Genomic DNA, 25185 nt, shown 5'->3' on the forward strand with positions numbered 1-25185 from the left:
GTTATTCGTATTGTCTCACCCGCGTACGCGGGTGTCTATGTGACCACAGGTTTAGCATTGTGGTTAACGAATTTATTTCTTCTCCGTAGGTTCCCGCTTTCGCGGGAACGACACGCTTTCGCGGGAACGACACGCTTTCGCGGGAACGACATGCTTGCACGGGCGTGGCCGCGTGAAGTTATTCGTATTGTCTCACCCGCGTACGCGGGTGTCTAAGTGACCACAGGTTTAGCATTGTGGTTAACGAATTTATTTCTTCTCCGTGGGTTCCCGCTTTCGTGGGAACGACATGCTTTCGCGGGAACGACATGCTTGCGCCGGAATAGTAACCTTTCAAGGAAACGGTAAGACAATGGTGTGTGTTTTGCCTTACCCGCACTGTCATTCGCGCAGAAATGGAAAAAGTATGCATAAAAAATTTTGTAAGTCCAGTTTGATCTACAAATTTCAGTAATCGGGATCGAACCATATATCTACAGATCAAACAAACGTAAAATCAGAGATGCTTAATATATGAAAAACTGATCAATGCAGAACGCGGCTCTCGATCATAATACACGCATTGGCTAAATAATTGAATCGCCGGGTTTCAAGAAAGTTCAGCACTTCGTCGTTTTCCGAACCGGGTTGCAGCCATACATTGGTATGTCCGAGTTCCAGGCACTCTTGTAGGATATTTAAAGTCACCGAAGGAGGGACGACAAAATTGATGATCGTCGGTTTTACGGGTAATGCCGCGAGATTGGCATAGGCTTTATCCCCCTCGACTTCGGTGGCTGAGGGATTAACAGGAAAAATCGTATACCCTTTACGCCGAAGATCGCGATAAATCGTATTGCCGTATTTATTGGGATTATTATTGGCCCCCACGACGGCGATCGTCACCTGCGGTTCGCGCAGCAGATCAAGGATATCTTTCATCGGTCACTCCATTTCTTTTTTCAAAAGATGGTCCGTGGATTTTACGGCACCTTGCATGATGGCCATATCCAGGATCTGCAATAAGTGTCGCAATTCTTTCATATCATCCAAGTACCACTGCATCCCCGGTTTTAATCGTCCGGAGCGATCATAAAAATCATCATTTGTATACGACGGGCCGTGAAACCACCGGCGGCATTCGTTTTGAAAAACATCCGATTTTTTTTCGATCAACGTGATCAGATTGGAACCCTGACTGATACTCACGATATGCTCGCGTTCGATATTTTCCAAATAGTCCGAATTGAACGCCGCACGAACTACCAGCATCGTGGAAGTAAAATCAATCGTAGGGTGAAATTTTAATTCCGGTTTTTTTCCGGCGGCCATGGCCGATTCATAAAACACAATCAACGAATCCAAAACTTGCATGCGCGGGATAACCATTTGCCGATCCATGCGCACCAGATCTTCGCGAAACGTCTGCAGAAATGCGATCCGTGCCCGTTTGGCGCGTTGCTGATCCTGAAAATCCGATACGACAAAAGCACCATACACACCGGCAAATACGATGAGGAGTTCAAAAATTAATCGGCCTACGAAATGTTCTTTTTTTTCTTCAGACATGCACAGCTCCCGATTTTGTCGTCAATCTAATGGCCTACGTAACAAATTACAAACACAAAACGGGCGTCCAATGATTCGATGCAATATACCCATGTCAATTCAATTAAAAAGACTTTGATAATTTTTACGCCTTGGCGCTTTAGCAAGTACCTATTCCCTCTCGCAAAGCCGCAAAGAGAAATGAAAAAGTCTTTTGAGATAATTTTTTATAGATCGCCTATTTGTCAACGAACCATTCACCGGTCGCTATACCCATGCCAATTCAATTAAAAAAACTTTGATAATTTTTACGCCTTGGCGCTTTAGCGAGCACCTATTCGCTCGCGCAAAGCCGCAAAGAGAAATGAAAAAGTCTTTTGAGATAATTTTTTTTAGGGATCGCCTATTTGTCAACGAACCATTCACCGGTCGCTATACCCATGCCAATTCAATTACAAAATCGTTATTCCTATCCCGGGATGTTTATCGCGCTTCACGTTTTAATTGTGATACCTCGTCTCGGTACAGCAACGCTACTCGATGAGTAATTAATCCTCCATGTGATTAATAGATGCTGTGGTTGTTGGATCATTCTATCCATTCTTCACTTTCTCAAAATTCCTACGATGTATTTATTTGAACCATTTATTGAGTGTACGGATTCGTACACCCCTGCACGCATGCGAACGATTTTCGTGCTTATTTATAAAATGAAAATTATTAAAAACAACTATTTAACCATTGGCACAAGAATTGACAATAAATAGTATTGAGTTAGGTTTATCAATTATCAACCGCATTGAAACACGACAGGTAACATGGACCGGAAAATCGAAAAAAAGACATGGACTCCCAAACGCATTGCGATCATCGGCGGTGGCGCATTGTTTGTTTTTTTCATCGCGTATCAATTTCTCTTCGGAGACAATTCCACGAAGCTCAATGTCAAATCCGACAAAATCACCATCGCCAAAGTGACGAAAGGCCCGTTTCAGGAATTCATACCTGTAACCGGCAACGTCATGCCGATCAAAACGATTTACCTCGACGCGATGGAAGGCGGACGTGTGGACAAACTTTTCGTCGAAGAAGGCGCGATGCTCAAACAAGGCGAAGAGATTCTCAAACTGACGAACACCAATTTGCAAATGGATGTCATGTTTCGCGAAGCGCAGTTATTTGAACAGATCAACAACCTGCGCAATACGCGGTTATCTTACGAACAAACCCGTTTGCGCAACAAAAGCGACCTGATCAATCTGGATTATGAAATTCAGAAACTCAAACGCACGTACGATATTCAGAAAGGCCTGCAATCGCAGAATCTGACCACGCCGCAAGAATTTGAAACCGCACGGGACGAATACGACTACGCCGCCAAGCGGCGCGATCTGCTATTGGAAACCATGCGCCAGGATTCGATCTTGCGCGCCGTGCAGATGCAATCGCTGGAAGCCAGTATCGAGCACATGGGAACCAACCTCAATACCATCAAAGAGAACCTCGCCAATCTTACCATCCGCGCGCCTATCGCAGGGCAACTCACGTCACGCAACGCGGAACTTGGTGAATCCAAACGCTCCGGCGATCGCCTCGGGCAAATCGACGTGCTGGACGGCTTTAAAGTGCGTGCCGGCATTGACGAACACTACATCGCACGAATTCAGATCGGGCAGACCGGCGAATTTGATCTCGCCGGAAAAACGTACAATCTCGTGATCAAAAAAGTTTATCCGGAAGTTCAGAACGGACGTTTTGAAGTGGATATGGAATTTCAAGGCGACACACCTAAGGACATTCGTCGCGGCCAAAGTTTGCAGATCCGTCTGGAATTGGGCGATTTGCAGGAGGCCGTACTTGTACCCCGCGGCGGATTTTATCAAAAAACCGGCGGGCAGTGGATTTTTGTCGTAGATCCGTCCGGCGACTTTGCCGTAAAACGGAATATTCGCCTCGGGCGCCAAAACCCGCAGGTTTTTGAAGTCATGGACGGAATCTTCCCCGGCGAACAAGTCATCACATCCAGCTACGACAGTTACGGTGATGTGGACAAACTCATGCTGAATAAGTAGCAGACGGTAGACGGCAGACGGGAAACGGGACACGGGAAACGGCAGACGGAAAGCGATAATAAATTAGGAGATTTTGTAATGAATGAGAACGGTATGCTGAATTTGGGTCATAAAAATTTAGATGTATGGAAACTGAGTATCGAATTGGTAACTAAAATTTACGCCATAACAGAAAATTTTCCAAAAACAGAGATGTATGGTATCACCAATCAACTTCGGCGAGCGGCGGTGTCGGTTTCATCAAATATCGCCGAAGGCGCTGCACGACGATCTCAACTCGAACGACGTCGCTACTATGAGATTGCGCGTTCTTCTTTAGTAGAAATTGATACGCAATTAGAAATTGCGTTACGCCTGAAGTTTTGCATCAGAGAAAATTTGCATTCTATCTCTGATCTACTAAACCATGTATTTGCCAGTCTTTCTAAATTAGTAAAAAGCACTATCCATAAAACATTAACGAAAAATTAATCCATATCACTTTTAGGAGATGCCTGTATGATCAAAGCCAAGAATCTAAACAAGATGTACACCACGGACGAAGTGGAAACAACCGCACTGAATAACGTCAACTTTGAAATCAACGACAGCGAGTTCGTCGCAATCATGGGACCATCCGGTTGCGGTAAATCCACGCTGCTCAATATCATCGGCTTACTCGACAATCCGACCAGCGGTGAATATCATTTTGTCGGGCATGAGGTATCACGCTACTCCGAGCGCCAACGTTCCAATCTGCGCAAAGCCAATATCGGTTTTGTGTTTCAGAGTTTTAACCTCATCGACGAACTGACGGTGTATGAAAATGTCGAGTTGCCGCTTTTGTATCTCGGTATGACGGCATCGGATCGTAAAAAACGCGTCGAAGAAACCCTGGAACATATGCAAATCATGCACCGCCGCAATCACTTTCCGCAACAACTTTCCGGCGGTCAGCAGCAGCGTGTGGCCGTGTCGCGCGCCGTCGTCGCCAAACCCAAACTGATCCTCGCCGACGAACCTACGGGTAACCTTGATTCCGCGCACGGTGAAGAAGTGATGCGCCTGCTGACCGACCTCAACAAAGCCGGCACCACCATCATCATGGTAACGCACTCCCCGTCGCATGCCGAATATGCGCACCGCATCATTCACCTCTTCGACGGTCACATCGTGACGGAGAACATGAAAGAAGCGGCTAAGATATAACAGATGGCAAATGGCAAATGGCAGACGGGAAACGGCAAATGGCAAACGGCAAACGGCAGACGGGAAACGGCAAATGGCAAATGGCAGACGGGAAACGGCAAATGGCAAACGGCAGACGGGAAACGGGAAACAGTGAAGAAAGAAGTAAAAACATAAGGCGGGGACTATGATCAGGAATTATTTGAAAATCGCGATACGGAATATGCAAAAAAATGCTTTGCATACTTTTTTTAACGTATTGGGACTGGCGATGGGTATCGCATGCTGTATCACGGTATATATATTCGTGGATACGATGCTCAATATGGATACCGCGCATCGCGAGGCCGAACGTATATTCACGATCAATCACGTTCGCCTGATCAATAACCGCGAAGAATTCTGGGGTTTGTCCAAAGGACCGCTTGGCCCGGCTATTAAAAACGACTTTCCGGAAGTCACTGATTTTATCCGTCTGGATGACAATAATGCCGTGGTCAAGCGCGGCGATCTTATCTTTAACGAAGATATTCGTTTTGCCGACGCCAATTTCTTTTCCATGTTCACCTTTTCATTGGCTTCCGGTGTCGGCAGCGATCTGACTCAGAAAAACGCCATTTTTTTGAGCGAAGAAAAAGCGCTGAAATATTTTGGCGATCAAAATCCTGTCGGTCAAACGTTGACTTTGATTTTTGAAGGCGAAAAACGTTTGGAGTTTGTCGTCAAAGGTGTGGCCAAAAAATTTCCCCGCAACACCAGTTTCGCATTCAACTTTCTCGTCAATTACGAAAACATCAAAGATATTTACCCCCAAGCGGATCGCTGGACTTACAACGTCAGCGCTACATTTATCAAGCTGCATCGTCCGGAAGATGCGTTCAAAGTAGAACAGGGGCTTTCCCGATATTTGGCGCTTCAAAATGAAAGCAATCCCAATCAGCCCGCGCAGCGTTTTTATCTCGACAATCTGCTCACGATGTCTAAAAATTCGTGGCAGGTACGCGGTGATATTTCCGGCGGTACCAATCCGCACGGCATTTACACACTGACTTTCATCGCCGCACTGGTCATGCTGATGGCCTGCTTTAACTATATCAATATAGCCGTGGCCTCGGCGGCACGTCGTTTTAAAGAAATCGGAATTCGCAAAGTCGTCGGCGGAACCCGCGGGCAACTCGTCAAACAATTTCTGACAGAAAATTTTATTACCACGCTGACGGCTTTAGGTTTAGGTATCGTGTTTGCAGAAACTCTTACCATACCATTTTTTAATTCCATCATACAAGGCAACACGGTATTAGCGTTTGATATTTCCGCTGATCTGCGCGTTGTTATTTTTTTAGCCGTACTGACCTCTTCGATCGGACTTTTAGCAGGGCTGTATCCGTCGTTGTACATGAGTTCGTTCAAACCTGTTAACATTCTCAAAGATGTTCAAAAAATAGACGGCAACCGTTGGTTGGGTAAAACGCTTCTCGTATTACAATTTTCCATTTCACTTTTTGCGGTCATCGCCGGCATTATTTTTACACAAAACGCCGAATACATCAAAACTTTGGATTACGGCTACGAAGATGATCAGATCGTCGCTTTGTATTTCAAACAATCCGCGCAGTTTCATCAATTTGAACAAAAAATACGGCAGGACTCGAGAATTCACGCCATCGCCGGTTCCGCGCATCACGCCGGACGCAATATCATGGGAAATGTCGTTTATGAATCCAACGGTGCGCCGTCCCAAGCTAACGTCATGCGCGTGGGTTCCGACTACATACAGACTTTGGCTTTGCGCATGAAACAAGGACGCGCTTTTGATCGTGCGATGACGACCGACGCTGAAAATAGCGCCATCGTCAATGCGACCTTAGTCAAGGCACAAGGATGGACGGAACCTATAGGACAGCGCCTCAAAATGAACGACAAAGAATTGACTGTCGTCGGTGTCGTGGAAGATTTTTTTTACCGTTCGTACCACCGCGCCATAGACCCTTGTATCCTGACGATGATACCGGACGACGAATACCGTTTCATGTCCATCAAAGTAGCGCCGGAACACGTTTTGTCTATTCGTCCGTTATTGGAATCAACATGGCACGAGATTTTGCCGGACGAACCGTTTGACATGATTTATCAAAATGAAATTTTTCTGGAAGATCTGACGGAGGATGAGCAAGTAAAAAACGTGTTTCTGTATGTCGCCATCATGACCTTAATGATCGCCGCGATGGGGTTATTTGCTTTGGTATCGCTATCCATCGCCAAACGGACGAAAGAAATCGGTATTCGCAAAGTACTGGGCGCATCCGTAGCGCACGTGATACACCTTGTCAATCGGGATTTCTATTGGCTGATCGGTATTGCTTCGGTCATTATTTTTCCGATCGCATTTTTTCTGCTTACCAATCTGCTTAATAGTATTTATGCCGTGCATGTTGATATCACGGCATTACCCTTCATACTCAGCGTATTGATATTCGGTCTGGTGGCAGCCATCACAATCGGCATGCGGGTATATGGCGTCGCGAAGGAAAACCCCGTACATGCTTTGAAGTATGAATAACCGACGGGAAACTACATCGCAACAAGTCATTCTGTTTGACGATGTTTGATTTTAAAAATTTTTATTTCGGAGTACACCTATGATCAAAAATTATTTACAAACCGCATGGCGCGTTTTGCTGCGCAATCGAGGATATGCGTCTATTAATATTTTCGGTCTGACTCTCGGTATGACCTGCGCGTTTATGATTTTTTTGATCGTACGCTTTCACCTCAGTTTCAACGACCAGCATCATTTCAAAGATCGCATTTACCGCGTCACGACGACGGATAAACGCGCCGCTCAGGAAGACGCGACGAGCATGGGCACGCCGTATCCAATTTCAGGTATACTGCGCACGGGATTCCCCGAAATCGAAACGGTAGCCGTAACCGACTATGTGTACAATGGTCAGGTTCTGATCCCGCAACAGAGCGGCGAACCTAAAAAATTCAGCGAAACCAGCGGTATCGCATTTGTTCAGCCTCAGTTTTTCGACATGTTTGATTTTCCCTGGATCGAGGGCACGCCCAAAACTCTGGACGAACTGAATACCGTTGCTTTGAGTCAAACGTTGAGTAAAAAATATTTCCCCGAAGGTAATCCCATCGGAAAAATCATTCGTCTGGATAATGAGCACGATCTTAAAGTTACGGGCATTTTCAAAGATTTTCCGGCTAACTCCGACTTCCCCTTTCAGATGGCGATCGCGTTTGAAACCTCGCGGGCCATGTATCCCAACAATAAAACAGAATGGGGTTCCACCTCGAGCAATACGAACACATACGTACTATTTAAAGAGAATTTCGACCTTCGCGCGGCCGAGACCAAACTGAACGAAGAAGCCAAAAAACACCGGGAGATACGACCGGGTTTTGATCGGATTTTTTTATTTCAGCCGCTTGACGCCATTCATTACGACAGCCATTTCGGTTCATATGCCGGCGCCACCATAAGTCAAAATACGCTACTCACACTCGGTTTGATCGGATTTTTTCTGATTGTAACCGCTTGCATTAATTTCGTTAACCTTGCAACGGCCCAAGCTGTCAAACGCGCCAAAGAAGTCGGCGTGCGTAAAGTATTAGGCGCCAATCGTTTTCAATTGGTCGCTCAATTTTATGGTGAAACGATTTTGATCACGCTGTTTGCAGTCATTCTTACATTCGGACTTACCGAATTTAGTTTCCCTAAAGTTATGGAATGGTTGGATCTGACTATTCCTTCCGCCTTGATCTGGAACGCCAACAGTCTTTTGTTTATAGCCGCTCTCTCGGTGGTGGTTATCTTTTTAGCCGGCCTTTACCCGGCGCTCGTCTTATCCGGATTCGGTCCTGCACTTGCGCTCAAAAGTAAGATCACTTCGCATCATTCCGGTGGCCTGTATCTGCGCAAAGGTCTCGTCGTTTTGCAGTTTTCGATTTCACAACTGCTGATCATCGGTACGATCATTGCGACAACGCAGTTGGATTTTTTCAACAAACAAGACCTTGGTTTCAATAAAGAAGCTGTGGTCATCGTACCGATACATGAACGGACCAAAACATTATTTGAAAGTTTGGAGCACCAATGGAAGAGCCATCCCGGCGTCGAATCGGTGAGTTTTTCTTACGCCAGTGCCGCTTCAGGCAACCGCTGGACTTCCAATATCACTTTCTTAAAAAAGGATGAACCGATCGAATTAGACGTTGACCTCAAAATGGCTGATGATCATTATGCGGATATTTTCGGGTTACAATTTATAGCCGGGCGGAACTATGTAGCCGGTGATACATTGCGCGAAGTATTGATCAATGAGACGATGGTTCGCAAACTCGGATTTTCTAATCCTCAGGATGCTATCGGCATTGAACTCAAGATCGGTGCACGTCGCCGCGTCAGCGTTGTCGGCGTTGTGCGGGACTTTAATGCCTCCTCACTCCATGATCCGATCGCTCCGTGCATAATTGCTACGAACAGTCGGTTTTATCAGGAGGCGTCCATAAAGATCAACATGCAACAGGCAACGGAAGCCTTGAGACACATCGAAACAGTATGGAATTCTGCATTTCCTCAATACGTATTTGACCGACGTTTCCAGGACGAGACCATTGCCGAATTTTATGAGCAAGAACAAATCTATACCAATATGCTTCGCATTTTTTCGGGCATTGCTATTTTCATTGGTTGCCTCGGCCTGTTCGGTCTCGTTTCATTTATGGCCACTCAAAAAACCAAAGAAATCGGCGTACGTAAAGTTCTTGGCGCCTCGGTCACGGATATACTACTCATATTTGGAAAAGAGTTTATCGCGCTGATCATTTTGGCCTTCATCATCGCCGCTCCGCTGGCTTACTACGCGATGCAACAATGGTTGCAAGATTTTGAGTACCGCATCACCCTCGGCCCGGCTGTTTTTGCCGCAGCGGTAATGGCTTCACTGATCATTGCCGGAGCCACCGTTGGGTATCAGGTATTTCGTGCCGCACGTGCCAATCCGGCCGATGCTTTGAAATACGAATAAATTGTCAACGCCTTACTTTTTTGGGAGAAATTAATGATACATAACTACTTCATCATCGCTTTCAGGAATCTGTACAGAAAAAAAATGTACACATTTATCAATTTATTCGGCCTGAGCGTTTCGATCGCGGTGTGCATCGTCGGCTACCTTATTTGGGATTATAGTTATCACTTTGATCAGTTTCACGAAAACGCCGAACGCATTTATCACATCGGAACCACACGGGTGATCAATGAACAGGATCAAATTTTTGGAATTTCTCCTCTGCCATTAGCCCCGGCACTGGCACGGGATTTTTCGGGCGTAAAACACGCCGTACGATTTGCCAATCAGGTAGCCATCGTCCGAGTCGGTGATAAAGTATTTAATGAGTCCATACACTTCGCGGACGAACAATTTTTCGATATGTTTCGCTTTGAATTGGAACAAGGTCGCTACGATGCTTTAAAAAGCAAAACCGATCTCATCATCACCCATGACATGGCGATGAAATATTTCGGCGAAACGAACGTGGTCGGTCAATCCATCACGATAAGTTATGCCAATGAAGTTAAACACACTTATACCATCGGCGGCGTGCTAAAAACCATTCCGCGTAACTCGAGTTTGCAGTTTGGTTTTTTGCTTTCAACCGAAATTCTATCGGATCTCGGCGTTGACGAACGTAATAACTGGAGTCATGTGACGGGTGCGACCTTTATCGAAGTGCATCAGGCCGAAACCATTCAACAGATCAAAGACAATGAATCTAAATACATTGAATTGGTTCGATCCGCCAACACCCGTTTTCCGATAAGCCATCTCGTCATCACACCACTCAAGGATCTGGCCATAGAAGGAGAAAACTTCCGGAGTCACGATTTGCAAGATGCGCCGCCGCCGTCAGCACGCATAACTTTGTTTATCACGGCCATTCTGCTCCTCGTGATGTCGTGCTTTAACTACATGAACACCTCGCTCGCCATGGCCACGGCAAGACTTAAAGAAATCGGAATTCGGAAGGTAATGGGCAGCCCGCGCACACAGCTGATTTTTCAATTTTTGACGGAAAATGTTCTGCTTTGTGTTCTTGCTATCTTTGCAGCTTTCGGATTGGCTGAGTTTTTGGTTCCCGGATGGAATGCGCTTTTTTATGACATTCAACTTTCTATGGACGAATCGAAAACTTCCGGCTTGTGGTTATTTCTTATCGGGCTCGTCGGCTTAACAGCGGTCGGTGGCGGATTGTATCCGGCCTATGTCATCAGCGCGCACAATCCGGCTAAAATTCTGCAAGGGCATCAATCCAAAACTACGGCGAGTTGGATCATGAAAGTGATGCTGACATTACAGTTTTCGGTCTCTATCATAGCCGTCGTCGGCAGCGTCGTGTTTTCACAAAATGCAGAGTATCAAAAAAATTTAGACCTAGGGTATGAACCGGAAAAGCTCATCGGTGTGGTTATTCAGAAGAGCTCCATGTATCCGGTACTTTCGAACGCACTCATGCAGAATGCACCAATCGAAAGCGTATCGGCCGGACGAAATCACATTTTGTATTCATCTTGGCGAAGAACTATCAAAGTCGTTGATCGTGATATCGAAGCGGAATTTTTATATGTACGTCCCGGATATACTGAAACCGTCGGGTTGAGGTTGGCCGAAGGCCGTTTCTTTGATACATCCAAACCGCTCGATTTGACGGAATCGATCGTGATCAACCGCAGGATGGCCAAAGAGCAAGGTTGGGGAAATCCTATCGGACAGACCATGGTTATTGATTCGGTGACGTGCCGTGTCATCGGTGTCGTAGAAGATTTTTATATCCGCGGCCCTTTTCGACCGATATTGCCCTGCGTTTTTAAAGCGGCCAAAGAAGACAGTTATAGATTTGTAATCGTCAAGGCCGATCAAACTAACATCCATGCTGCGATGCATTCTGTGGAAGAAACATGGAAAAAACTTTTTCCTGAGATGCCCTTTGAGGGATTTTATCAGGAAACACAAACGGCCAACGCGGCCGAACTTAGCAAGAGTATCATGCTCGTGTTTTTCTACGTAGCACTCATGGCGATCGTTATTTCCGGTATGGGCCTCTTTGCGCTCGTGTCGCTAAATATCGTACGGCGAACTAAGGAAATCGGTATCCGTAAAGTACTAGGCGCATCGGCACTACAGATCATGCGTATGATGAATTCGGATTTTATCATTCTTTTATTGATCGCCTCCGTCATCGCCGATGTCGCCGGGTTTTTCCTTTTCAAAGCGCTTCTGGGAAGTATTTACAGATACCACGTGGAAGTCGGAATCACGGCTCTCATACTGGCCAATATTGCAGTTCTCCTGATCGGATTGGCGACGATTACAGGTCGTGTTCTCAAAGCAGCGCGCGCCAATCCGGTAAACGCATTAAAATATGAGTGATCAAGGATAATAATATTATGGTAAAGAATTTTTTGATCGTGGCCATGCGCACCATGCGCAAACACAAATCGTACACTATCATGAATGTGGCCGGTCTCGCAACCGGGTTGGCGTGCTTCATGGTCATTGCCATGTATGTTCGCCGCGAAACGGAGTTTGATACCTTTCAAAAAAATCCCGATCGCCTTTTTCGTATAGCACTGCATCGGGAAAATACCGGCTCTCCACAGCCTATCGCAACCGTATCGCACAGTGTCGCCGACATCCTTCGCCGGGAATCCCCGGGTATTGAATCCATGGCACGTTTATTTCGATTTGATCAAGACGCCGTCATTTTGACGGGCGATAAAAAATTTACCGAGCCGGATTTGATGTTCGCCGAACCGGATGTTTTCGACCTTTTGAGTATCGAACTGCTGAATGGCAGTCCTGCTAATGCTTTAAAAAATCCTACGGACGCCGTTTTATCGGAAGCCAGTGCTCGTGCCTACTTCGGGCATACCGACGTGATCGGACAGAATATCCGCGTTCGCATCAATACACGCTACGCCGATTTCAAGATTACGGGCGTATTCAAAAACTATCCCTCCAACTCGCATTTTTATACCAACGTATTATTGGGATTTGACGGAGTAAAAAATTACGTCGGTGATTTGGATTTTTTTCAGAGCTGGTTTAATTACCCCATGTGGACATACCTGCGCATTAAGGATATCAACGATGAAGCATCGGTTAATGCCGCACTCCATCAGATCGTCGAGCGCCACTTTCCTCAAACGCGCAAGCCGTCGCACATGCAGCTCCAGCGCGTCACGGATATCCACCTTCATTCACAAATGGGCGGAGAAATTAGACCGAATAGCAATATTTTTTACATCTACACGTTTACGATTATCGGGCTGCTTCTTTTGATCGTAGCTTGTGTAAACTACATCAACCTTTCGACCGCTCAATCGGAACAACGTACGCGCGAAGTCGGCGTACGCAAAGTTATGGGCGCCCGCCGCAGGGAATTAATATTTCAATTTTTGATGGAATCCGTTCTGCAAAGTATATTTGCATTGGGTCTTGCCTTGGGATTGGCCGAAGTGCTGGCATCCGTCCTCAACCGATTCACGGATCTTCAACTCACATTCGATTATTCGGATCCGTTTTTATTTATATTTTCGGCGTTTCTGATCGTGGTCGTCGGCGTCGGTGCAGGTTTTTATCCGGCTGTGGTTCTGTCCGGTTATGCGCCAATCCGAAATTTAAGAATGAAGGCTTTTCGTCGCCGGTTTCCCCTCCGAAAAATACTGGTTATTGTTCAGCTTTCGGTGACCGCTGCACTCATCAGCGCGGTTTGGATCATTCAGCTTCAGATCAACTACGTTCGCTCCAAAGAACTTGGATTTAATAAAGATCACACCGTTTTGATACGTGCGATCGGGAGCACGGTAGCCTCTAACCTGAACTACGATCGTTTTAAATACCAATGCGAACAATTGCCCGGTGTGATTTCAGTCACACGTCATTCATGGGTGGCAGGCGAGGGGTTTCGAATCCGGTCCGTCGGTTTTGATTCTTTTTCAGAAGAGCAGCGCCAACCGATACAATTTATCTTTGTAGGCGAGGATTATCTCAAAACGTACGATCTGAAGCTTATTGAAGGGCGTGACTTTTCCGCACAGTACCCGGCTGACACAGCCGGTGCATATATCGTAAACGAAGCCGCCGTCAGAGCGTACGGGCTGACCAATCCTATCGGACGCATAGTCGTCAGCGGCGATCGCGGCCCGGTTCGCGGACCCATCGTAGGGGTGGTCAAAGATTTTCATTTTGCGAGTTTGCACGAAGCCATCGAACCGATGGTCATCGGATTATTCCGATTCCCGATGCCTTACATCTCCGTACGATTTGACGGCCAAGCAACGCCGGAAACCATCGGCGCCATCGAACGTTTATGGAATAACATTGATACGGAACGCCCGATGGACTATAGCTTTTTAGATACACGTATCGAGCGCGTCTATCGTTTTGAAAATCAACTTTCGGCCATAACCAAATTATTCACGATCTTATCCATGATCATCGGCTGCATGGGTTTATTTGGCCTTATCGCAGCAATGGCTGAAAAACGCACCAAAGAAATCGGCATTCGCAAAGTATTGGGCGCATCAATCTGGGGCATAATCGGAATGTTTGCCCGCGAATTCTCGGTCATGGTCATTGTCGCCACGCTTTTAGCTGTTCCGACCGTGTATTCCGGTCTATCCCAATGGCTCGAAGGATTTGCATATCGTGTGGAGCTGACGGCTGAACCCTTTATCGTATCCTTTATCGCGATCTTGTTTTTAACGGTTATTACAGTCACTCATCATGCATTGAAAGCCGCGAAAACTAATCCGGCGGTATCGCTCAAATCGGAATAGATGTTTTCTATTTATCACAACCTTTCAAGAAACGTGAGGTTTTATGTTTATAAATTATTTACAAACGGCAATCCGAGTATTACAGCGTAACCGCAGTTATACTCTCATCAATGTGGTCGGTTTATCCATTGGCATATCCAGTGCATTGATCATTTTTAGCATTCTGCATATTCACACCGGTTTCGACCGTTTCCACAGTAAAAAAGATCGCATCTATCGTGTCGTGACGGATTCCGATGACAACGGAAAAGTAAATCACACGCAGGGTTCGCCTATACTTTTGGCTACAGCGATGCAATCCGACCTTTCACAGGTAGAGTTTGCGACACGTACTTATTATGCCGACAACGATAACGGGTTGATTTCTATTTATGATACTCAAGGCGGGGCCTCGGCTAAATTCAAAGAAGATGAAGGAGTTGCTTTTGTTGAGCCGGAATTATTCAAAATTTTTGATTTTCCGCTTATCCATGGTTCGTCCGAAAAATTGAGCGAACCATTCACGGCGATCCTCACCGAATCTATCGCTCGCAAATATTTCGGCTCATCTGACGTACTTGGGCGTACGTTTCGCTTTGATAACAAATTTGATTTTAAAATAGTCGGTGTCGCAGCCGATTTTCCGGTCAACACAGAATTGCCCTTTCGCGTAATGATGTCGCTAGAGTCGGGTCGTAATAATCCGGATGCGGTGCTCGGATTAAATCTCTCTTCATGGGGCAACCTCTCCAGCAATACCAATACCTGGGTATTACTCAAAGAAGGTGCTACCGCAAAAGAATTGGAAGATCAACTACCGGCGCTTTCCAAAAAGCATCAGCCGGTTTCCGACATCACCCGCAACTACCGCGTACAACCGTTAGCCGATGTACATTACGCCACAGATTACGATTCGTATTCCGGTCAGACGACCGACCGATCCACATTATACGCGCTTTTTTTTATAGCCCTTTTTTTAATTGCTACGGCATGCATCAATTTCATCAACCTTGCTACGGCACAAGCTGTACGTCGTGCGAAAGAGATCGGTGTGCGCAAAGTGCTCGGCGCCAACCGTACTCAACTCGTTATCCAATTCCTCGGCGAAACGTTTTTGATTACGATGCTTTCTGTTCTTATCGGCGTTATGATATGCGAACTCACGTTACCGTTTGTACTCAACGCCTTAACGCTTCAAGCCTTCAAAACACCGATTGATACATTCACGATATTCTTTGTATTATCGGCAATTACTTTTTCGGTCACACTTTTCTCCGGTTTCTATCCGGCAATGATTTTGTCCGGTTATCGCCCTGCCTTCGTTTTGAAGTCCTCTCAATCATCCGAACATGCCGGCGGTTTGCTGCTGCGGCGCGGGTTAGTGATGATTCAGTTTGTAATATCCCAATCGCTCATCATAGCGACGCTTGTAGCGGTAGGCCAGTTAGATTTTTTACGCACCAGAAATATCGGGTTTTCCAAAGATGCCGTCGTCACGGTGCCGTTACCCAACGCTGAACCGCAACAACTGGAAAGTTTACGATCTCGGTTTTTAGAATTTTCAGGCATCGAGGCGGTTACGTTCGGATATGCAGCCGGTGCCGTTAATTTTAGCTGGAATACCATCATGCGTCATATGCACGATGGCAAAGAAGAACGCATTCGAACGATGATGCGGGTTGCCGACGCGTATCACATCCCTACGATGGGATTACAAATGATCGCCGGGCGAAATTACACCAAGAGCGACACACTGAATGAAATCGTGGTCAACGAAACGTTTGTCAAAACCATCGGCTGGACATCGCCACAAGACGCAGTCGGTAAAATCATGATGCGCGGCAACAACAAAACTGTGCCGATCGTCGGTGTCGTCAAAGACTGGAATACAAACTCCTTACATTCTCGGATTCGTCCCGTCGTACTGGGAAATTATGCCCCTATGTATCGTGAGGCCGGCATCAAAATACGAATGACACAGTCAACTGAAGCAATGGCACATATTCAAAAAGTATGGAATGAAACGTTTCCCGAATACGTTTTTTCATTCGAATTTCTGGATGAACGCATCGAACGTTTTTATCAAAATGAACGCCTCACATCAAATCTGTTTACCACTTTCGCCGGTATTGCTATTCTCATCGGATGTCTCGGTTTATTTGGTTTGGTAGCTTTTATGGTCAATCGCAAAACCAAAGAAATAGGTGTCCGTAAAGTACTTGGCGCCTCTATTGTCGATATATTAAAGATTTTCGCCGGTGAGTTTTCCCGATTAATAGTTGTTGCATTTATTATCGCAGCGCCACTGACTTACTGCATCATGCAAGAATGGCTTCAGGATTTTGAGTATCGCGTTGCCATCGGAACCGATGTGTTTGTATTAGCACTTTGTGTTTCACTTTTGATCGCTGCCGTATCGGTGGGTTATCAGGTGTTGCGCGCTGCACGCGCCAACCCCGTGCATGCGTTGAAATATGAGTAACTAAGTTTTTTAGATATAAAACAATGGGATGCTTCATGTTCAAAGTTTACCTGAAAATTATTTTACGAAACTTTCTGAAAGAACGTTCTTTCGTCTGGATCAACCTGATCGGATTATCGGTCGGACTACTCTGTTGTTTTACGATCTTACTCTACGCGCGTAAGGAATTGGCTTACGAAAATTTTCACGTTAACAAGGAACACATTTACCGTGTATTGCCGCGGATCCAAGGCGGCGCCAACGATTATGAACAAATTTGGACACCGGCATGGCTTGCCCCGTCCGCTAAAAATAAAATTCCCGAGATTCGCCTCGCTTCGCGATACATCCATTTGGGATCGGAACAACTGATCACGCATGAAAACCAACGTATGCTTACGGACGGATTAGCTTTGGCCGATCCGGATTTTTTACACATGTTCTCTTTTACGGAACCGTTCACGTCCGGCATGAATCCGCTCAGCGATCCTTCGGCACTGATTGTCTCCCGTTCCGCTGCGTATCGTATGTTTGGAGATCAATCTCCGATCGGGAAAACCATAACACTCAATGGTTCCCACGTCTTTACGATCAAAGCCGTATTTACGGATGTACCGGTCGAATCCCATCTACAATTTGAAATGCTGGGTCATTTTCAGCGCATTCGCGAAATCTGGGGAATGGATACGACACCGGAAGAAAATACCAGTTGGAATTTTGCAACCTACCTGATGACAACGCCCCAAGCCGATATCAGCGCGGTACAGTCTAAAGTGCTCAATATTTTCGAAGAACGTGCTCCGCGGAAAAATCAGCGCACGATCCGACTACAGTCTCTCAACGATATTCATTTCACGCAAGGTATCCGCCGTGATAACGCCGACGGAAATTGGACTTCACTGATCGCGCTTTGCAGCGTCGCCGTATTGGTCGTACTCATCGCATGTTTCAATTTTACCAATCTGATGACAGCCAAAGCGATGCGACGCGCCAAAGAAATCGCCGTGCGAAAAATTTCCGGCGCAAGCCGGTGGCTCATAGCTCTGCAGTTTATCAGCGAAGCACTTATGCTGTCGGTTTTTGCTACCGTCTTGGCTATCGGGATGCTGGAAGGCTTACTTCCTCTTTTACGTCATTATCTCGACATATCTATTCCTTTTACCTATACCGAACACGGTCCCTGGTTAGGCATTATGATCGGCGTCGGAGTATTGACCGGGCTCATCGCCGGTTTTTACCCCGCATGGGTTTTATCATCCTTTGAACCCGCGCGCACCATCAAAGGCGTGACCAAACTTCCGGTGGCCAATAAACTCCGCAAAGGATTGGTTTTATCCCAATTCACCGTTTCGATCATTCTTGCATCGTGCACGGTGATTGTTTGGCAACAAATCAACCACATGAAAGAATTTAACCTCGGCTTTCAAAAAGAACAGATTATCGTGACCTCCGCCCCGGGTTCATTGCGTGAAAAACCTGAAGCCGTACGTCAACAGCTCACCAACGACGGATCAATCATATCCGTAACATTTGCCAACTCCGTACCCGGCAATGCTTTTTCGCATGGTCCGTATGAAATACTGGGCGGAACGGAAAACGGACGCATTTCTATCAATACCATATATGCGGATGCGGAATATTTGAAGACACTTAACATAGCGTTATCCGAAGGGCGTTACTTTTATCCGGAACATGCGGCAGAGAACACGGATTATTATGTGGTCAACGAAGCTTTTATGAAAGCTTACGGAAAATCGGATTTTCAAACGATGCGCTTGCGTTCATTGGACGGAAATCATGATAAACCGGGATCAATCGTCGGCGTTGTCAAAGACTTTCATTATGCGTCACTTAAAAGCACCATCGCACCATTGGTCCTGCGCTACGCGCCGGCAGAATCCTGGCGCATGATTATTCGTGTCGCACCGCAACAAACAAAACAGGCTATCACAAAACTTTCGTCCGTGTGGCAAACTATGGCGCCGGAAATTCCGATGACGTACCGCTTTCTTGACGAAGTGTTTGACAAACAATACAAACAGGAAGATCGCCTGCATCACCTGATGATTGGCTTTTCGGCACTGGCCATTCTTATTGCAGGGCTTGGCCTCTATAGCATGGTGGCGTATTACAATGAGCAGCGTACCAAAGAAATCGGAATTCGCAAAGTTTTGGGCGCCACGATCACGGATGTATTGTATCTGATGTCGCGCGATTATGTCGGAATGGTCGTACTGGCAAACATCATTTCATTCCCTCTGATTTATTTTATGATGAATCGCTGGCTGGACGATTTTGCGTATCGCGTTGCCGTTCGATGGGAAATCATGGCTATTACAGGAATATTGACATTGGGACTGACACTCATCATGGTGGGAATACAATCATGGCGCACGGCTTCCGCCAATCCGATCCATGCACTCAAATACGAATAAAAGTATGTTAATCACAAAAGACTCAATCATCATAGCTGATTTGAGAACACTTATTATTCTAATGATATCTTTGTATTTAACAGCTTGCTCTGCCATGCATCGTAAAAATCCTTCCGGATATATTGCCGAAACTTCTTTTTCTGTATGGTGGCAGGATTCGACTACCGGTATGAAATTTCGCCGTATCGAAGCGGGAAAATATATGGCCGGTTTAGCTGAAAACGATACGGTCGCCCCCTTGCACGAGATACATATTACAAAACCGTTTTGGATGAGCGCGTATGAAGTAACACAACGCCAATGGTATATGATCATGCATGAGAATCCCAGTCAGTATTCTCATGATTGTTCAGATTGCCCTGTTGAAAACGTCAGCTGGTTTGATGTGAAAAGATTCATTGAACATCTGAACAGCAAAACCGGTCGTCGTTACCGATTGCCCAGTGAGGCCGAATGGGAATATGCATGCCGTGCAGGTACGTCAACACCCTTCGCCACGGGACATACATTGAGTACGGATCAGGCCAATTACGATGGTAACTGGCCTTACGGCAAGTCCTCAAAAGGTATTTTCCGATCTCGCCCTTTGCCGGTAGGAAGTTTTGCTCCCAACACATGGGGCCTCTATGACATGCATGGTAACGTTTTAGAGTGGTGCGAAGATGACTATTGCCGATATAATCAGGAAACGGAGTATGATCCTGTACGGCGATGTGCCGGCGATCGAAAAATCATTCGCGGCGGAAGTTGGCACTTCGGAGGTGATCTGGCGCGTAGCGGCCGTCGCTATACTCATGAACCGCATGATCGTGGACCAAGCTTAGGCTTTCGTCTTGTAATGGAAGATGTAAATACAAAAGAAAATAACCGTTAATGCTTAAATAAACAGGGACCACCATGCTCAAAAGTTATCTCACTATGGCCTTGCGTACGTTATCCAAAAGCAAAGCTTATTCTTTCATCAATATTGCCGGCCTTGCCATCGGACTTACGTGTACGACGCTGATACTCCTGTGGGTGCAAGACGAATTGTCTTATAACCGTTTTCATGAAAAACTACCGCGCCTCTACCGCGTGATGGAAAGTCAGCACTATGCCAATGGTGAGGTTTTTACGACATCGGCTACGCCGGCTCCGCTGCTCTACCATCTTAAGGAGCGTTTTCCTGAATTCGAAGGCATCTCCCGAATGAATTTTTGGAATAATATTCTTATCGAATACGGCGAAAAACGCATGTATGAAAACGACGGCCTCGGTGTGGACCCCGATTTTCTTACCATGTTTTCTTTTCCATTAATCAAAGGCGATCCGTTAACAGCACTCCATCAACCCGACGCCGTAGTACTCAGCGAAACCCTGGCCAAAAAATATTTCGGGAACGAAGATCCTATAGGTAAAACCATCAAAATGGGTGGCCGCGACTTATTTAAAGTCACGGCTATAGCTGCCGATCCTCCGTTGCAATCGAGCATTAAATTTAATCTTTTGTGGTCCTTGTCGTATCTGAAAGAAACACAGCCGGATAAAAGTAATTGGGATAATAACTGGCTGAGAATGTTTGCCGTTTTACAGCCGAATCAAAAAGGAACGGATGTAAGTGAAAAAATAAAAAATGTGATTATTGATCGTAATCCTAACATGGCGGTACGAATTGAATTATTCTTACAACCGCTAAGCGACATGTACCTGTACTCGGACTTCAATAAAATACCGCCGCGCATCAACTACGTTTACATCTTATCAGGTATCGCATTTTTAATACTTTTGATCGCATGTATTAATTTTACCAATCTCGCTACGGCTCGCTCGATCAAACGCGCCAAAGAAGTCGGATTACGCAAAGTCGTAGGGGCCGATCGTTTTCAGCTCATTCGCCAATTCCTTATCGAATCCGTAACGATCACGTTAGTCGCCATGTTATTATCGCTCATTCTGATCGAGCTGCTGGTTCCTTTTTTTAACGATCTCTCCGGAAAACAATTATCCTTACGTTGGGACGACATACAAACGTTTAGTTTGATGTGTGCGATGGTTCTTTTCACGGGATTGGTCTCAGGATTGTATCCGGCTATGGTACTCAGCCGTTACCAACCTGCTCTCGTACTCAAAGGTTCATTCAGCAAGAGTATACAAGGCATGCGCCTTCGAAAAATTCTCGTATCGCTTCAGTTTACATTATCCATCGCGCTCGTCATCTGCACCATCATCGCATACCAGCAGCTTCAGTATATGACGAATAAAAACCTCGGCTACGACAAGGAACATCTGGTTTACATTCGATTACTGGATGATACGGCCAAACAATACCCCGTACTCAAAGAAAAGCTTCAACAGAAACCGGGTATCGTATCGGTTTCTGCCGCCGATCAGACGATGACCGGGTTTGGGAGTAACACATGGGGATTAAAATGGCGCGGCCAACAAGAAGGCCAACGCATACTGACTACGTTTCTGCGTGTGGACTATGATTTTTTTGAAACGCACGGCATTCAGGTTTCTCAAGGGCGATTTTTCTCGAAAAATTTTGCCGCCGACAGCGGCGCCTTTATTGTCAACGAAGCGGCTATCCGGCAAATGAAGTTGGAGAATCCGCTTCAGGAAACGATTACGCTATGGAACATACAAGGCCCTATCGTCGGTGTTGTCAAAGATTTTCACTTTCAATCCGTGCACCAGGAAATCACGCCTTTGATTTTTATACTCAATCCGGAACGCGTGAATGTTATGACCGTTCGCTTCGGACCATCGGAAACTACTAAAACTTTGGCTTCCATTGAAGAAACGTGGCAACAAGTACTCCCCCAATATCCTTTTGTATATCAATTTGTAGACGAAGAACTTGAGAAGCTATACAAAGCCGAGCAACGCCTGACCGGAATATATACGTCCTTTACGGTACTGGCGATTATCATATCCTGCCTCGGACTTTTCGGATTGGCCTCTTTTACGACGGAACAACGCACCAAAGAAATCGGCATTCGTAAAGTGCTTGGCGCCTCGATTCCGAAAATCATCATCATGCTTTCGACGGAATTTCTAAAGCTCGTTCTATTGTCCAATATTATCGCCTGGCCCGTTGCGTATTTCCTTATGAGTCGCTGGCTTCAGGATTTTGCGTTTCGCGTGGACATCGGCATTATGACATTTATTCTGGCCGGCACGACGGCGCTTTGTATTGCATTGATTACCGTCAGTTATCAAGCGATCAAAGCTTCATCCGCCAATCCCGTAGATGCGCTGAAGTATGAATAATCTCCAATTTTTTAACACTAAAGGTGATGTATGATATCCAATCATCTCAAAATCGCATTTCGCAGCATCCTAAAAAATCGTTTTTTTTCTTTCATCAATGTTTTTGGGCTGTCACTGGGAATGATGTGCGTTATCCTGATCGCTGTTTATATCGTTCATGAAACCGGATACGATCGATTTCATCGCAATGGTGATCGGATATATCGGGTATTACGGGTGAATCAAGATGCGCACGGGTTAAATCACGTTGCGGTGACTTCAGCTCCTTACGCGGACGCCATGGCCAATGACTTACCGGATGATCTGGAGTCCATTACGCGTGTGGCGCCCAACGACGGATTGATCTCGTACAACGGCACGTCTTTTAGTGAAAAAAAACTTTATTATGTGGATGCTAATTTTTTTCAGTTTTTTTCCTATACACTTACCAAAGGCGATCCGGCTTCCGTTCTCAGCAATCCCAACGATGTCGTGCTGACCGAGGCAACCGCCAGAAAATATTTCGGCGAAGAAAATCCTATCGGCAAAATCATTCGATTAGACAATGAGATTGATCTCAAAGTCACCGGTATCGCTAAATCAGCGCCCAATAATTCGCATCTGAATTTTGACGTGGTCGCCAATCTGACATTATTCAAAGACCGTAAGTGGTATTCCAACTGGTGGAATAATTTTCTGTTTACCTACATCACGTTGAAACCGGGCATAATCGCCGCTCTAACGGAGCAAAAACTCCCCGCGTTCATGGATAAATATTTTGGAGAAGATTTTAAAAAACAGGGGCGGCGCATGGATTTGTCCTTGCAGCCGTTGCAGTCGATTTATCTGGATCACCATACGCAATTTGACTTGATACCTCACGGCAACGATCAATCGTTGTTTGTTTTTTTATGTGTAAGCTTGATGGTGCTACTGATTGCCGCGCTTAATTTTATGAACCTATCGACTGCAAAATCCGCTATGCGCGCCAAAGAGGTAGGGCTCCGCAAAGTAGTCGGCGCGCATCGCCGCACTCTGATGGTCCAATTTTTGGCCGAATCATCCATCGTTGCGTTCATTGCATTGACATTAGCGCTGACGGGCACGGAGCTTGTTCTGCCCTATATGAATGCTTTTCTTGAGAAAGAGTTGTCTTGGACATCCGATCCGTTACTCTTTTTGCCTTACTTCATTTTGGGTACACTCATGATGGGCGGATTGGCCGGCCTGTATCCCGCTTTGGTTCTTTCATCCTTTAAGCCGGTCGATGCACTCAAGTATAAACTCCACTCCGGTACACAACGCAGTCGCCTGTGGAAAGCCGTTGTTATCGCACAGTTTGGAATCGCCACATTCCTCATCATCGCTGTCATCACGATGTTTGCACAGTTTGATTTTATCCAATCTAAAAATTTGGGATTTGATAAAGACGAAATCCTGCTTGTACCGCTTGACAACAGCGACATTCGTAAAAATATAGAATCGTTTAAAGATCGTCTTGCTGCCAATCCGAGCATTATTCAGGCTTCGTCCATGTCCGGTGAGCCCGGCGGCTTTCATGACAAATTTGGCTTTGAAATCGAAGGGAAAACATCAAACGAAAGTTTTATGATGCGCACGGTTTTTGCGGATTTTAATTACACCAAAACTTTCGGCTTAAAAATTGTCGCCGGCAGGAATTTTTCTAAAGAATTCGGAACCGACAAAGACGGTATTCTTTTAAATGAGACGGCCGCGCGTGCATTGGGTTGGTCGCCGGATGAAGCACTCGGAAAAAAAATGAAAATAACGTTGCTCCGCGACAGTGATACGAAAACCGTGATCGGCGTGGTGAAGGATTATCATTTTGAATCTTTGAAAGATGAAATACAACCGTTGGCTATTTCCATCCACGCGGATAACCGAATTTGCGCCGTCAAAATCAAATCGGATGACGTGCAAGAGAGCATTATGCATATTGAAAAAACGTGGATGCAACTTGCCGCGGCGTATCCTTTTGAATACAAATTTTTAGACCAGCGTTTGGACCGCTTGTATCGCAACGAACAAAAACAAAGTCGCCTCATTATCGTTTTTTCTGTTTTTGCTATTGTGATTGCTTGCCTTGGCCTTTTGGGTCTCGCGATTTTTGACGCTGAGAAACGAACAAAAGAAATCGGAGTGCGCAAAGTTTTAGGTGCAGGCACGATGCAGATCACAGGCACATTGGTACGTAAATTTCTCACACTGGTAATGACAGCCAACATTATCGCCGTACCATTGGCTTATTTAGCCATGAAAACCTGGCTGGAGAATTTTGCCTATCGCACGGATCAGAATGCGTTCACGTATTTGATGGCGGCCCTGATCGCCGTATGTATTGCGATGCTTACGATAGGATTGCAGGCTATAAAAACGGCACGCGGTAATCCCGTAAACGCATTGAAACATGAATAATCACCGCTCATAACCGAAAGT

15 protein-coding genes are annotated in these 25185 nt (G+C 45.8%); 13 read left to right on the forward strand and 2 right to left on the reverse strand.

Annotated features, from left to right (window positions below):
* Positions 1 to 525: 525 nt before the first annotated feature.
* Together HUU58_07045 and HUU58_07050 are read right to left on the reverse strand one after the other, a co-directional pair.
* Positions 526 to 921, reverse strand: a complete 396-nt coding sequence (locus HUU58_07045) for a CoA-binding protein (GenBank protein NUN45423.1) — start codon at positions 919 to 921, stop codon at positions 526 to 528.
* 3 nt (positions 922 to 924) lie between these two features.
* A complete protein-coding gene (locus HUU58_07050; protein ID NUN45424.1) occupies positions 925 to 1548 on the reverse strand; it encodes a hypothetical protein in 624 nt (207 codons plus the stop codon).
* A gap of 797 nt (positions 1549 to 2345) precedes the next feature.
* Between HUU58_07050 and HUU58_07055 the strand changes: the two genes are divergently transcribed.
* The 13 genes from HUU58_07055 to HUU58_07115 all read left to right on the forward strand — a co-directional run bounded on the left by HUU58_07055 (position 2346) and on the right by HUU58_07115 (position 25164).
* Entirely contained in the window at positions 2346 to 3599 is a 1254-nt protein-coding gene (locus HUU58_07055; GenBank protein ID NUN45425.1) for an HlyD family efflux transporter periplasmic adaptor subunit, read from the forward strand.
* 78 nt (positions 3600 to 3677) lie between these two features.
* Positions 3678 to 4070: a four helix bundle protein gene (locus tag HUU58_07060; GenBank protein ID NUN45426.1), complete on the forward strand. Its 393-nt coding sequence runs from the start codon at positions 3678 to 3680 to the stop codon at positions 4068 to 4070.
* Positions 4071 to 4097: 27 nt separating this feature from the next.
* The gene (locus HUU58_07065; GenBank protein ID NUN45427.1) at positions 4098 to 4787 is read left to right on the forward strand and encodes an ABC transporter ATP-binding protein; all 690 of its coding nucleotides are present in this window, start codon (positions 4098 to 4100) and stop codon (positions 4785 to 4787) included.
* A gap of 3 nt (positions 4788 to 4790) precedes the next feature.
* Entirely contained in the window at positions 4791 to 4943 is a 153-nt protein-coding gene (locus tag HUU58_07070) for a hypothetical protein (GenBank protein NUN45428.1), read from the forward strand.
* Between the two features lie 10 nt (positions 4944 to 4953).
* Positions 4954 to 7326 carry an ABC transporter permease gene (locus HUU58_07075; GenBank protein NUN45429.1) on the forward strand — a complete coding sequence of 791 codons (2373 nt, stop codon included), beginning with the start codon at positions 4954 to 4956 and terminating at the stop codon, positions 7324 to 7326.
* A gap of 79 nt (positions 7327 to 7405) precedes the next feature.
* On the forward strand, positions 7406 to 9808 hold the full coding sequence (locus HUU58_07080) for an ABC transporter permease (GenBank protein NUN45430.1): 2403 nt from the start codon (positions 7406 to 7408) through the stop codon (positions 9806 to 9808).
* A gap of 33 nt (positions 9809 to 9841) precedes the next feature.
* Entirely contained in the window at positions 9842 to 12211 is a 2370-nt protein-coding gene (locus HUU58_07085; protein ID NUN45431.1) for an ABC transporter permease, read from the forward strand.
* A gap of 17 nt (positions 12212 to 12228) precedes the next feature.
* Positions 12229 to 14622 (forward strand): ABC transporter permease, encoded by a 2394-nt coding sequence (locus HUU58_07090; protein NUN45432.1) that lies wholly within the window; start codon positions 12229 to 12231, stop codon positions 14620 to 14622.
* A 43-nt stretch (positions 14623 to 14665) separates the two neighbouring features.
* Entirely contained in the window at positions 14666 to 17083 is a 2418-nt protein-coding gene (locus HUU58_07095) for an ABC transporter permease (protein NUN45433.1), read from the forward strand.
* A 35-nt stretch (positions 17084 to 17118) separates the two neighbouring features.
* Positions 17119 to 19497 carry an ABC transporter permease gene (locus HUU58_07100; protein ID NUN45434.1) on the forward strand — a complete coding sequence of 793 codons (2379 nt, stop codon included), beginning with the start codon at positions 17119 to 17121 and terminating at the stop codon, positions 19495 to 19497.
* 94 nt (positions 19498 to 19591) lie between these two features.
* A complete protein-coding gene (locus HUU58_07105; GenBank protein NUN45435.1) occupies positions 19592 to 20371 on the forward strand; it encodes a formylglycine-generating enzyme family protein in 780 nt (259 codons plus the stop codon).
* Between the two features lie 23 nt (positions 20372 to 20394).
* Positions 20395 to 22749 carry an ABC transporter permease gene (locus HUU58_07110; GenBank protein ID NUN45436.1) on the forward strand — a complete coding sequence of 785 codons (2355 nt, stop codon included), beginning with the start codon at positions 20395 to 20397 and terminating at the stop codon, positions 22747 to 22749.
* Between the two features lie 30 nt (positions 22750 to 22779).
* Positions 22780 to 25164: an ABC transporter permease gene (locus HUU58_07115; GenBank protein ID NUN45437.1), complete on the forward strand. Its 2385-nt coding sequence runs from the start codon at positions 22780 to 22782 to the stop codon at positions 25162 to 25164.
* Positions 25165 to 25185 lie beyond the last annotated feature (21 nt).

The sequence above is a fragment of the bacterium genome (assembly GCA_013360215.1).
Lineage (GTDB): Bacteria > CLD3 > CLD3 > SB21 > SB21 > JABWCP01.

What these genes read in the sequence shown, in the direction of transcription:
- HUU58_07105 (NUN45435.1), top strand. Translation starts at nt 19,592, where the DNA reads ATGCATCGTAAAAATCCTTCCGGATATATTGCCGAAACTTCTTTTTCT.
- HUU58_07070 (NUN45428.1), top strand. Translation starts at nt 4,791, where the DNA reads ATGGCAAATGGCAAATGGCAGACGGGAAACGGCAAATGGCAAACGGCA.
- HUU58_07065 (NUN45427.1), top strand. Translation starts at nt 4,098, where the DNA reads ATGATCAAAGCCAAGAATCTAAACAAGATGTACACCACGGACGAAGTG.
- HUU58_07060 (NUN45426.1), top strand. Translation starts at nt 3,678, where the DNA reads ATGAATGAGAACGGTATGCTGAATTTGGGTCATAAAAATTTAGATGTA.
- HUU58_07090 (NUN45432.1), top strand. Translation starts at nt 12,229, where the DNA reads ATGGTAAAGAATTTTTTGATCGTGGCCATGCGCACCATGCGCAAACAC.
- HUU58_07055 (NUN45425.1), top strand. Translation starts at nt 2,346, where the DNA reads ATGGACCGGAAAATCGAAAAAAAGACATGGACTCCCAAACGCATTGCG.
- HUU58_07080 (NUN45430.1), top strand. Translation starts at nt 7,406, where the DNA reads ATGATCAAAAATTATTTACAAACCGCATGGCGCGTTTTGCTGCGCAAT.
- HUU58_07085 (NUN45431.1), top strand. Translation starts at nt 9,842, where the DNA reads ATGATACATAACTACTTCATCATCGCTTTCAGGAATCTGTACAGAAAA.
- HUU58_07100 (NUN45434.1), top strand. Translation starts at nt 17,119, where the DNA reads ATGTTCAAAGTTTACCTGAAAATTATTTTACGAAACTTTCTGAAAGAA.
- HUU58_07075 (NUN45429.1), top strand. Translation starts at nt 4,954, where the DNA reads ATGATCAGGAATTATTTGAAAATCGCGATACGGAATATGCAAAAAAAT.
- HUU58_07115 (NUN45437.1), top strand. Translation starts at nt 22,780, where the DNA reads ATGATATCCAATCATCTCAAAATCGCATTTCGCAGCATCCTAAAAAAT.
- HUU58_07110 (NUN45436.1), top strand. Translation starts at nt 20,395, where the DNA reads ATGCTCAAAAGTTATCTCACTATGGCCTTGCGTACGTTATCCAAAAGC.
- HUU58_07095 (NUN45433.1), top strand. Translation starts at nt 14,666, where the DNA reads ATGTTTATAAATTATTTACAAACGGCAATCCGAGTATTACAGCGTAAC.
- HUU58_07050 (NUN45424.1), bottom strand. Translation starts at nt 1,548, where the DNA reads ATGTCTGAAGAAAAAAAAGAACATTTCGTAGGCCGATTAATTTTTGAA.
- HUU58_07045 (NUN45423.1), bottom strand. Translation starts at nt 921, where the DNA reads ATGAAAGATATCCTTGATCTGCTGCGCGAACCGCAGGTGACGATCGCC.